General features: G+C 40.0%; 10 protein-coding genes. 1 reads left to right on the top strand and 9 read right to left on the bottom strand.

What is annotated here, in order from left to right:
* Positions 1-36: 36 nt before the first annotated feature.
* The 5 genes from IGI46_RS18890 to IGI46_RS18870 form a co-directional block, all read right to left on the bottom strand.
* Positions 37-165, bottom strand: coding sequence for a hypothetical protein (locus IGI46_RS18890; RefSeq protein WP_429974051.1), 129 nt, complete (start codon positions 163-165; stop codon positions 37-39).
* A gap of 66 nt (positions 166-231) precedes the next feature.
* Positions 232-1,002: a YibE/F family protein gene (locus IGI46_RS18885; protein WP_429974050.1), complete on the bottom strand. Its 771-nt coding sequence runs from the start codon at positions 1,000-1,002 to the stop codon at positions 232-234.
* Positions 999-2,048 carry a YibE/F family protein gene (locus tag IGI46_RS18880; protein ID WP_429974049.1) on the bottom strand — a complete coding sequence of 350 codons (1,050 nt, stop codon included), beginning with the start codon at positions 2,046-2,048 and terminating at the stop codon, positions 999-1,001. The genes IGI46_RS18885 and IGI46_RS18880 overlap by 4 nt, the downstream gene beginning before the upstream one ends.
* Positions 2,049-2,660: 612 nt before the next feature.
* Complete coding sequence (locus IGI46_RS18875) at positions 2,661-3,362, bottom strand: helix-turn-helix domain-containing protein (protein ID WP_429974048.1); 702 nt, start codon at positions 3,360-3,362, stop codon at positions 2,661-2,663.
* A 404-nt stretch (positions 3,363-3,766) separates the two neighbouring features.
* On the bottom strand, positions 3,767-4,870 hold the full coding sequence (locus IGI46_RS18870; RefSeq protein ID WP_429974047.1) for a tyrosine-type recombinase/integrase: 1,104 nt from the start codon (positions 4,868-4,870) through the stop codon (positions 3,767-3,769).
* Positions 4,871-5,338: 468 nt separating this feature from the next.
* Between IGI46_RS18870 and IGI46_RS18865 the strand changes: the two genes are divergently transcribed.
* Positions 5,339-5,824: a GNAT family N-acetyltransferase gene (locus IGI46_RS18865; RefSeq protein ID WP_429974046.1), complete on the top strand. Its 486-nt coding sequence runs from the start codon at positions 5,339-5,341 to the stop codon at positions 5,822-5,824.
* A gap of 46 nt (positions 5,825-5,870) precedes the next feature.
* Here the strand turns inward: IGI46_RS18865 and IGI46_RS18860 are convergent, their stop codons facing one another.
* From IGI46_RS18860 to IGI46_RS18845, 4 genes are all read right to left on the bottom strand, one after another.
* Positions 5,871-7,655, bottom strand: a complete 1,785-nt coding sequence (locus IGI46_RS18860) for a penicillin-binding transpeptidase domain-containing protein (protein WP_429974045.1) — start codon at positions 7,653-7,655, stop codon at positions 5,871-5,873.
* A 94-nt stretch (positions 7,656-7,749) separates the two neighbouring features.
* On the bottom strand, positions 7,750-8,466 hold the full coding sequence (locus tag IGI46_RS18855) for a dihydrofolate reductase family protein (protein ID WP_429974044.1): 717 nt from the start codon (positions 8,464-8,466) through the stop codon (positions 7,750-7,752).
* Between the two features lie 75 nt (positions 8,467-8,541).
* Positions 8,542-10,008, bottom strand: a complete 1,467-nt coding sequence (locus IGI46_RS18850; RefSeq protein ID WP_429974043.1) for a 6-phospho-beta-glucosidase — start codon at positions 10,006-10,008, stop codon at positions 8,542-8,544.
* A gap of 18 nt (positions 10,009-10,026) precedes the next feature.
* A complete protein-coding gene (locus IGI46_RS18845; RefSeq protein WP_429974042.1) occupies positions 10,027-11,883 on the bottom strand; it encodes a beta-glucoside-specific PTS transporter subunit IIABC in 1,857 nt (618 codons plus the stop codon).
* Positions 11,884-12,099: the final 216 nt, after the last annotated feature.

Here is a 12,099-nt window from a genome sequence, read left to right as displayed (position 1 = left end):
TTCAAGATTTCTGAAATGACCTCAATAATGTAAAACTTACAGACAGATTAAATCGACGGTGACTGTATCATAGCCTATCTGGCGCATTTTCCCTGCCATTCCTGCTGGTACAGTCAACGTCAAAAGTGATTGATTGACCCCCTTTAGCGCAACTCCAACAGCCAAATAGCGAGAGAATCGTCCTAGCAGTTATCAAGAAGCTGTGTATCTGGAAGCCACTACTCGCTTTAGTCATTTTCCCACCTCTTCAAAACGACGATGATAAAACAAATAACTAGCAATGGCAGAGGTCATGGGCAAAATAACTACCGCTGCTGCTCCAGTTAAAATACTGATCAATAGCTCTCCAACAAAGGCCTTTGAGTTGATTATATCAAAAAAAGAATAGTTTAAATCCTGTATCCAAATAATCAGTGCCAAGCTTGAGCCCATAAAAGCAAAAAGCAATGTATTAATGGTAGAACTGAGAATTTCATGAACGATTTTCATGCTTGAACGCATTAGTTCTTGAAAACTGCTCTTATTTCCCCGTCGATAAATCTCATAGGTCGAGCTGCTCACCGCCATGCTGCTGTCAATAATTGCTCCGGAAAAGCTCATCAAAATAATCGAGGTATTCAAGGCTGAAAAAGGAACCGCGACTGAAAAATCCAACATCTGCAGCTCTTCTAATTCTTCCAGTGCAAAACCATGAACCTTAAAGACTTGAATTGCCGGCAGCATCACTAAAATAAACACTGCTAGAAAAAGAATTACACAAAGAAAAGCCACCTTAGTTTTGGCATTCACGTCATTAATATAAAATAAAGTAACCGCAGTGACTCCCAGAAAAATAATAAAGGTCACTAAAAATACCGGGAAGTCGCGACTAAGTAAAAATAGCAGCAGAACAAATAGAAAAAAATTGATAAACGTCCCTGTAATCATATATACAGAGCTCCTTTTGAAAACTAAAATCATTAATCCGATCAAAATTACGGTAAGAATAAGCAATACATTCACTGTGCTTTCCTCCTTTGTTTCAGATTTTCAGCAACAATAAATGCGGTCAACGCAATGGGAACGGACAAAACGATCGCAAATCCACCGCTAATCGCTCGCAAAATTTCTAATGATAGATGCAATCCAAAGGTATCGCTGAAATTCCATCCGTTCGCCAGATTGAAAACAAAGGAAGGAATTGCTCCGCTCAAATAGGCAAACATCAGAACATTGATCATAGAAGAAGCCGTATCTTGGGCAATTTCCTGACCAGAACGCACCAACTCTTTCACCGAAAGCTGATGATTTTTGGCTTGTATTTCATCTAAGCTTGAAATAATCGTAACGATATTATCCATACTGGCACCAATAGCTCCAATTAGTAAGCCCGCCAGGAAGACGGACCGATATGGTCGAGTAACAAATTGCATTTCCTCAAACCATATTCCATTATCCCTTAATTGATTCATGGCAATCAGACAGATGATGAATGCCAGAAAAACACTAAGCAAGGTTCCGATTATTTTACGTAAATCCAAATTTTTAAAACCATAGGAGGTTCCCATAGCAATCAATACTGCCAATAAAGTATAGACAGACATCAGAAACAACAACGGGAGACTGCGATTATTCAGATTGATCCAGAGAAAAAGTACTAGCAAAAGACTGTTCATTCCTAATCCAATCAACGCATAAATTCCCTTTCTCCCGCTAATCAGCAGCACAATCCAAATAAAAATTCCCACAAGAATAAAGACATAACCATCACGCTTTAAGGACAAAACCTGCCATTTGCCTCCATGCTTTTGCAAAATGAGTTGCTCACCTTTTTGATAGGCTGGCGACAAGCCTTCGTTTTCATAATAAGTTTCATTAATCGTTACTTCCCCTGCTGCATTCAATAGCCGACCTTTGACTTCTTGTATATTTTCAGCAACCTTAATATTTGCCTCTTCAACTTTCATAACCGGGTCTGAATAAAGAAAACTGCTCTTAGCTTGAATGAACAAACCAGTCACTAGGATCATAGCCAAAATCAGCAGGGATCGTATTATCTTTTTATTCATAAATTCCTCCAATCCAACTTTTATTTTACCATTGCTGGTTTCATAGGATCTTCGATATAAAAAGATTAGATAAAAAAATAATAAACTACTATTGGCCTAACAATCAAAGTTACAGGAGCATGTTCATTCGTATGATCTTCCAAAATTAGACAGCCTAAAAAGAAGTACCCTCGAGAAGCAGTTGAGCTTCAAGGATACTTCTCTTTAACTTTTATTATTGTACGAACTAGTTAACTTTCCCCAAATAGTAATAAGCAAAAGTGTCTTGAGTTTTGAAAAGGCTTTTTACTCTATTGTTTATCGTTTAGTCAAGGACACAATGACAACTATTGCTGAAAATTAACCGCCACTCCTAAAGTCTCGATTGAAAAATCGAAGCTGTAACAAATTGAGTTCAATTAGAAATTAAAAAAATAAGCATTATTGGAAGCCCTCACAAAATTGACTCCCTTTGAAAAGTTGAATTAAAATAAGTTCTAAAGCTATTTTTCCCCAGACCGTTTTTGGTTCCATCTTAGAGACTGAAACAGATATCCATGATGCTGCCAATCACTCTATATTATTGCGAATTACTGAGAAAGTTTTTTGCAGCTTCTCATTTGTACTATCCCTTTAATCATAAAACTGCAACAGCTTTGGAGATAACCGATATCCCTGTCCCCAAACAGTGTCAATGAGATCTTCATGAAACCCTACATTCCGCAGCTTTAATTTTAAACGTTTTACAATTACTGAGATTTGAGTCAAGCGAGAATTATTGGGCGGCCCTTCCCATAAATGGTAACACAGGGCTTCACGGGAAACCAGACGACCATTTTCTTGGATCAGACAGTCAAAGGTTAACCGTTCATTTTTACTCAAGCATTCCTTAAAATCCTCCAACGATCTTGGCGAATGTTCTTTTTGATAAAGAAAAACAACATCACTGCTCTCTTTATTTTGACAGCTGACCAGCTGAATTGCTAGCTGCTCTCTCATTAGATCCAGCGATTCTCCTTCAAAAATCCATAGATCAATCCCCATCTGGTGCAGTTTCTCGGTCTCCTGTTCACTAGGCTGGTGTATCAGTTTGCGAACCAGCAGATTATTTTCATCATTTACATAAATTAAGAGCTCGCGAATTTCCTGATCAGTCAAGGTTTCACTAAAAATAATGGCTTGATAGCTTTCAATCATCTGCTTACGATTCGGACTTTGCTTAATTTGTTCCAGCATTGCAACCGAACAAAAAACTTCATAATTCAAATGCTGTAGCTGTTCTTGCAGGGTTTGCTCAGTTAGTAAATTCTTAGTCAAAACTAAAATTGGGCGCACGATGGACCATTCCTTTCTTTAATTGTGTACATTCTACGCTCGCTAAAATTTCTGGCGATTTCTAAATGGTTCATGTCCTAAAAAATGCAACCAATTAGATAAACACCAGAAAACAAACGTGGTATAATAGAACGTCGTTGCTTCCTTCGTATCCTGTTCTACAAAAGAACAGGACATACTCAAAATAGACCGGTACTAAAAGAACTTTTAGTCCCCTACGACTCAAACTGACGGCGATTAAAAAAATTCGAACTATTTTAAATAACAAAATTATATAATTATAATGAAAGAAAGTAGAGTTAAATAGATCTTTTTGAAAGTGATAAGTATCACAATGATAGAAACCGGTTTCCTAAAAAATAAAAAAAGAAAGTGGGCCAAATTGACAAACCTCAAAAAAATTTTTAGGCGATTGCTCTTGTCATTGCTTGAACTGCTGCAACCTGCTGCTCTTGAATAGAATGACCGTAAGTATCCAACGTCATTTTAATAGAAGAGTGCCCTAAAATACGACTGACAGCCAAAACATCAGCTGTCGCCTCTAGGCAGCGAGTGGCAAAAGTGTGCCGCAACTGATGAAAGTGCACCTTTTCCAACCGGGCTTTTTTGCGAATTCGATGAAAATGGTAGGTTAACAAACGCGGTTCGCAGGGTTTTCCATTTGTAGTAAAAACAAAGGTTTCTTCTGAAGCCTGGATTTTCAGCCGCAGCAAAATATCCCGTACAGTCCCGCTCATGGGAACTGAGCGTTGGGCAGCCTCAGTTTTTGCACTTCCAAGATGAAGTTTTGTTCCCTGATTGTCTGTCACACGTTGATACGTATGATTGACGTAAATCATAGATTGTTCAAAATCAACCTCATCCCAGGTTAAAGCCGCAATCTCACCGATCCGCATACCCGTTTCCATAGCTAAAATTACCGCTGCAGAACGATTATCATGATCGGCCTCCGCCACTTTTTTCAGTTTTTTTTGCTGGTTGCGGGAAAGCGCTTGGACCTTGCTTTTCATGGCTTTCGGCAGCTGAACTAAGGTACACGGATTTTTTTCAAGTATGCCTTGTTTTACTGCTTGATTCAGTGTTTTATTCAACACGCGAAAAATGCTCTTGATGCTGCTTAAGGAAAGTCCTTGTAACCGCCAAGCTTCTACTGCTTTACCAATATTTTGTTCGTCTAATTGGTACAATGACAAATCTCCCAACTGTTCCCACAAATAGTTTTTTAATTTGTGGCGATAGCTGGAATAGGTCGATACCTTCAAATTGGCCTGCCAGTCTTCCAATAGCTGTCCGCTCCATTCATGGAATTCCATGATGCTTTTACCGTACAAGCGAAGCATGATCTCAGCATTTTTCTTTAAAGGTGTTAACTTTTTCTGTACCTCTTCATAGGTTTTTCCATAGACATATCCGTACTTAATCCGACCGTTAGCTTTACGCCCCTTATGATAGCGCCCTTCCCAACGTTCATCTTTACGGAAATAAATATTCTCACCTTTTCGTCCCATAAAATAACTCTCTCCTCTAATTTAAATGACGGCTTATTTTGACGGGGAAAAAACGAGATTTTTAACCCTCCAATTTAAACCGAAAGATCACTTGTTCCTCAAAATAATGAATTTACTCATTCTAAACTATAGTAAACTGTTGCTTTCAACAGTCATTTATCTTATAATTTTGTTGAAAAGCGGTTTTTATATAGTTATTCAACTGATTTGTCATTTATTTCACATCTTTTATCCTGTTCTTTTGTAAAACAAGAAAAGACAGCTCTCTATCAAAATAGTCAATTTACTTCAAACCTACAAGTTTCTCGATAAATAATGTATGTTTTTTTATTTTCCTCTAATAAACGAAATGTCTCGTTTGAACAACAATTTATAAATCTAACAAAATAATTACTCCAGCCTTACCTTTCGCTTTCCTTCTAAATCCTTTAAAATTAAAACAACACAACTATACGGAGGTCAAATCGAATGGAATTACGTTTATTAGAAGATTCAGATCTCTCTTTGGTGGAGGGATGGTTGAACGCTGAACATGTCCGACGTTGGTATGAAATACCTGACATGGGCATTACAATTGATGACTGGCTGGCAGAAATAAATCAACGCCATGACGCGTTCACATGGCTAACCTATCTGATTGTTAGCTGGCAAGGCCAGCCGATTGGTTTATGCCAGTATTATAAATGCAGTGACAGTGATGAAGATTTTGGCACACTGCCGTTGAAGGGTACGTATGGAATTGATTATTTGATCGGAGAAGATTCCTTTGTTGGAAAGAGCTTGGGTAAAAGGATGATTGGGTTGTTAGTAGAACAGATATTTCGTTTTACTGATGCCGAGCGGGTAACGGCTGATATCGATCCAGAAAACAAAGCTTCTGAACAGGTTTTGTTGGCTTGTGGTTTTACTTTATGGGATAGTAACCGGAGCCGGTATGTTAAACAAAAGAATTGAAACGCCAAAAGTGCACCACCTATCTTCTGATAAGTCGTGCACTTTTTTATTCTCCTAGCTGCATCGAGCTAGCCATCAATGGATTCGCAATATTCGGTAAAATATCTGCCGAGTAATTTTGCGGCCGTTTCATGGTCAGATACAAAATGTATTGGGGGTCTTCCGTTGGATAAACTAAGCCCACAGAATACAAATATTCATTAGTACCTACACCATACCCGCTGCCATCTTCTGCGGGAATCTGCGCAGTTCCAGTCTTAGCAGAGACTGCTTGACCTTCCAAGTTATACAGACCATAAGCTGTTCCGTAGTTTTGATCTTCTACCACATCTCGCATATAGTTCAAGACCTGTTGGCTGGCTTCCGCTGAGAACATTTGCTCGTTACTTTGATTGCTGCTATTATCAGTTACAACATGCGGCTGAACAGGCACACCCTGATTGGCAATTGCACTGTATACACGTAACATCTGCATTTGATTCACACTAATTGCTTGGCCATAGGCGCTCATCGCTAAATCGACAATATTATCACTTGGCAGGGAACCCGCCGCCTCATCTAAACCAGATTGGGTAGCCTTCCCAAAGCCCATCTGCTTCATGGCCTCCTGCCATTTTGTCGCCCCCATTTTGTTAAACAGTTCCACCATACCAACGTTACTTGACCAGGAGAACGCTTGTCGCATAGTCAATGGTCCTTTTTGACCTAAGTCATGATCATTGATCGTCGTGTCTTCAACCTCAATTTGCCCCGCTTGAATCACTTCATTAGGATTAAAAACACCTGCATCAATCGCCGTTGCTAAGGTTCCCACCTTGATAGTTGAACCAGGTTCGTATTGCTCTTCCGTAAATAAATTCCGCCAAACAAAATTCTTTTCCTCAGTGCCTTCCATGGTTTCCGGATTGAAGGTTGGCCGCTGTGCCATCGCTAAAATATCGCCCGTTTTAGCATTCATTAGCACACCAGTTAAGCTTTCAGACTGCGCGGAAGCATCTGCCGTGGTCAATAATTGTTCTAATTGCATCTGCAATGGTTCAGAAAGCGTAGTTGTGACATCTGTACCATCTGCTACTTTTTGCGTTTCTTTTACCGTTCCTGGTAATGGACTCCCTTGAGCATTTTTGTTGTACTCAATTTTCCCATCGGTTCCTGCTAGAACCTGTTCGTAGGTCTTTTCTAACCCTGAACTGCCAACAATTTTTCCATCCTCATTGGTGGTGTAGCCCAATAAATGTGCTGCAAAGGAACCATTGACATAACTGCGGCTGTTCGCAGCTGTGAAATAAATACCTGAAATATTTTTAGCAGTTAATGCTTGCTCAATCGACGTTTTTTGCTCTAAACTCAAGCCTTTGGCTGCACTTCCTAGTTCGACTTGGAAAAGAATTTCACCGTCTTCTGTGATGCCCTTTTCCAACATTGCCAGAACTTCTTCCGTTGAACTATCAATAAATTGGCTGATAATTTCAGCAGCTGCCTGGAAGTTTTCTTTTGCTAAATATAACGGCTGATCTCCTTCTTTATAATTCGGTGATAGAATTGCGTACATATCAAACTGTTGGCTGTTCACTACTAATGGATTGCCACTTCGGTCCAAAATTTGTCCCCGATTAGCAAAAGTAGTCTCAGTTCCGTTATAAAGCGCCTCGGTACGTTCAGCCAAAGAAACACCAGCCACCTGCCCGCTTATGACCACATAAGATATCCGAAATGCACAAATCAGAAACAGAAGAAAGGAAAACACAATCAGCAAGAAACCGACTCGCTTCCGATTTCCAATCGTGTTCGGTTGATTTTGTCGTTTAACAAATCGTTTAAATCTGCGCATACAAGTCCCCTCATTAAAAGCATTGTGGACTTATTATAATCTCTAATTGCAAGGAGTGTGTGAAGTTTCTCTTAACGAAACGTTAGTAATTGCTTTAGAAAGTCTTGGGATGGTATCTCAGCCAAAGGACCTCATTCTTCAATACCTCAACGGCTTTTAACTTAAAGTCAACTGATGTAATTGTCGCTAGATTCGTTCCACGTTCAAAAATAGTATGGGTCTCCCTTTGGCCGTCTGTAACCGGTGCTACTACTACGCTTACTTCATCAACTATCCCTTCTTGCAAAAAAGACCAATTAACAACTCCCCCACCTGATACCATCAAGGTTTCAATCCGAAACAGCTTGAGCAATTTCTCAGCCGCTAAACGGAAATCAATCGTTTCTTTACCAGCAAAAATGTAAGAAATTTTTTTCTCACGAAGAAAAGCAATGTAAGCATCACTGACTCTTTCTGTCAAAACTTCAATAATATGTGCTCTCGGTCGCTTGGCATAATCAATGTAGTTCTTATCCCAACCTACTTTGCCAGATGGATCAGCCGAAACAATGTACATTGTTGCTTGTTTCTCTGCAATAAAGTCTTCCTTTGATACTGGGTGATCAACTGGTTTTAAAACTGGTTTCTGGTAGTTCGTAAAATTTTCTTCCATCGTGACTCGGCCACATAGCCAAGCTTGGCTATGATACCGTGTATTAGTGGTCTCATATACATCGCTGGCAACTTCAGCACCCGCAGTATTCATAAACGGACCGCTGATTTTTCCATTCAACGACGTTAGCATGTGACACACAATATAAGGTCTATCCATTTAAATCCCTACTTTCTTTTACACTAAATTACTAGAAGAGCACCTCTATCAAGATCAATAGAGATGTTCTTACAATTATTCTACAGCTGTTTTAACTGGAATCGGCAGGTTACGACTGCTTAAGTTCTCACCATTAGATGCAATCACCTGCTGGTACCAGTAGAAAGATTTTTTCTTGGTTCGTGCTAATGTACCGTTGCCCTCATCATCACGATCAACATAGATAAAGCCGTAGCGTTTACTCATTTGTCCAGTACTAGCTGCAATTAAATCGACACACCCCCAGCTAGTGTAGCCCAACAATTCAATTCCATCAATTTCGACAGCATCTTTAAAAGCTTGAATGTGCTGTCGAATATAATCAATTCGGTACTCGTCGTCAATAAAACCTTCGCTATCTGGAATGTCTACCGCACCTAGTCCGTTTTCCACAATGAACAATGGTTTTTGATACCGATCGTACATTTGATTCAAGGAATTTCGTAAACCCAAGGGATCAATTTGCCAGCCCCATTCCGTTGAAGGTAAATTAGGATTTTTAATTGTGCCAAAAATATTGCCGGTGGTATGTTCATAATCCTCGGGATGAGCACTGACGGTTCGAGAAGAATAATAAGAAAAAGAGACAAAGTCAACTGGTGCGGATGCCAAAATAGTTAAATCTTCGTCCGTCATCACAATATTCAAGTTTTCCCGTTCAAACTTTTTCAACGCATAATTCGGGTATTTCCCTCTGGCTTGCACATCGATAAAGAAGTACCCTTCGCGATCTCGGTTGATTGCCTCTTGATAATCTTCAGGGCGGCAGGTATAAGGATAATTATTGCCGCCAGCCAGCATGCAGCCTACCTGATTTTTGGGATCGATTTCGTGAGCAATTTGGGTAGCCAATGCACTGGCTACTAATTGATGATGCGCCACTTGATATTTGACCTCTTCGTGATTTTCTCCTTCTTGAAATACAATTCCACCACCAACAAATGGCTGGTGCAGCAGGATATTAATTTCATTGATCGTTAGCCAATAGTTAACTAAGCCTTTGTAGCGCGTTAAAACGGTTCGCGCATAACGAGCATAAAGATCAATCAGCTGACGATTCCGCCAAGAACCGTAATTCTTAATCAAGTTTAACGGAACATCAAAATGAGCAATAGTTACCAGCGGTTCAATCCCATGCTTATGCAGCTCCTTAAAAATAGCTTCATAAAAAGCCAAGCCTGCTTCATTCGGCTGCTCATCATCTCCATCAGGAAAAATACGCGACCAAGACAGCGACATACGATAGACTTTAAAGCCCATTTCTGCAAATAATTGAATATCTTCCATGTAATGGTTGTACATATCAATCGCTTCTTTAGCCGGATAATAATAACTGTCTTGCCATTCAAGCATCTCCATTGTACCATCTGCGATCTTTTTTCGGTCCGGTCCACAAGGCATCATGTCAATGTTGGCCAGACCTCTCCCACCAGCTAAAGCACCGCCTTCCGTTTGATTGGCGGCTGTTGCGCCGCCCCATAAAAAATTATCTGGTAATGCCATTGGTTGTATTCTCCTCACTTATACTTGAATCGTTAACATCGTATTTTGATTATTTTTGATGCCGAAAGAATCGTGTTTGACTTCTTTGTAATTCGCCGTATTCGTTACGATAACCGGTGTTTGAGTCACATAACCCGCTTCTTTTAGTTTACCTAAATCAAAGGTAAGCAGTGTTTGTCCTTGAATTACCTTGTCCCCTTGATTAACATGAGCCTCAAAATATTTTCCATTCAGCTCGACAGTGTTTAAACCAACATGAATCAAAAGCTCAACGCCATTCTCACTCACTAAACCAATCGCGTGCTTAGTTGGAAATAGAGTGACTACTTCTCCGTTAAAAGGCGCAACTATTTTTCCTTCACTCGGTTCAAAGGCAACACCCTGTCCCAACATACCTGAAGCAAAGGCTTCATCCTGAACCTGAGACAGCTCCAGCATTTCACCATTGATTGGACTGTTAATAGCAATTGAATCTACTGCAATCACTGATTCAGACGTCTTTTCAGCTTTGCTCTCCTGCTTTTCGAAACGTAAACTCAAGAAATAGGTAGCAACAGCTGTAGTAATAGTTGTAATTGCGATTGCGATAAGAATATTTATCAGATTGGAAATATCCTCACCGATATATAGCGGAATAGCTGGCAATCCTGAAGACCCAGTAGCAAAACGTGAGGCCCCACTTAATCCAGCATATAATCCACCTAAACCACCACCAATCATTGTCGCAATTAATGGATATTTTTTAGGTAAAGCTACACCGTATAGTGCTGGCTCAGTAATTCCCATCAAAGCAGTAATCCCACCAGAAGTAGCCACCTGCTTTTCTTTTTGATCCTTGGTTCTTGTGCTGGCAACTAACGCTGCAACACCTGTAGCAATATTTGAAACCATCGCTCCTGGACCAAAAATATTGGCATAACCAACAGAGGTTAGCTGCAATACATCCAATGGCCCAATACTGGTATGAATTCCAAACATCACCATAATTGGCAGCAGGGTCCCCACAATAACTGCTGGTGCCCAAGGTGCTACCGCACGAATTCCGTTGAAACCAGCTGCGATGAACTCACCTACGTAGGATCCTAATGGTCCGATTGCTACCAGTGCGATGACACCAGTAATCAAGATTGTCAGCATCGGTACAAACACGATTTTCACAGCATTAGGAATGATTCGATTGAAAAACTTCTCAATAAAGGATTGAACGATAACGATCAACATTATTGGAATTACACTGGCTCCATACCCCACCAAACGAACCGGCATTGCAAACAGCTGAACCGCATTTCCCTCCGCAACAAGTGCTGTAAAATTTGGATGCAAGAGGACACCTGCTAAAGCCATCGCTAGATAGGGATTACATTTAAGCTTTCTAGCTGCCGTATTGGCTAAGAAAAAGGGCAGAAAATAAAAGACAGCATCAGCCATAAAATTAACAATGTAATAGGTTTGACTTTCATTCGAGACAACATTAAATAATACAAGTAGGGCTAATAACGCTTTAATCATTCCGGCTCCGCTCATAGCAGGAATAATTGGACTAAAAGAAGTCGAAATAAATTCAATTGCTAAGGTCACAAAGTTTTTATTTTTCCCTTCACTGTGGTCGGCGGTCTGATCAATAGTATCTAATAATGGTACTACCTCTTCATAAACTTCAGCTACATGGGTGCCTATCACTACTTGAAATTGACCACCGCTGCTTATCACTCCTGCAACACCATCCAATTGCTGTAAAGCTTTTGTATCCACCTTTGATTCATCTGTTAAGTCAAACCGCAGACGAGTCTGACAATGAATCAAGTTTCGTATGTTCTCTTTTCCCCCTACCAGCTGGACAATGCTGCTGGCAAGCTTAGTATATTTTTTACTCATTCTCTCTTTTCCCCTTTCAATTTCTCAGCGCGCTTTGATAGACTTACTATATCGGCAGGTGCACACGCTTTCAATCTTTTGCCGATGATTTGGCACTTAGTTTCACTTTTTCTGATAAAGCAGCTGCTTTTGCGAAACTAACTGAAACTTCTGGCACCTCAGGTTGAATTTCTGAATCTTCCAGTTATACTATTGATACAACATGAAAGGACCTCA

The sequence above is a fragment of the Enterococcus sp. AZ163 genome, from assembly GCF_050498925.1.
GTDB lineage: Bacteria > Bacillota > Bacilli > Lactobacillales > Enterococcaceae > Enterococcus_A > Enterococcus_A ferrettii.
Note: the sequence above shows the minus strand (reverse complement) of the source record. Positions and strands in the feature narration are given on the sequence as shown.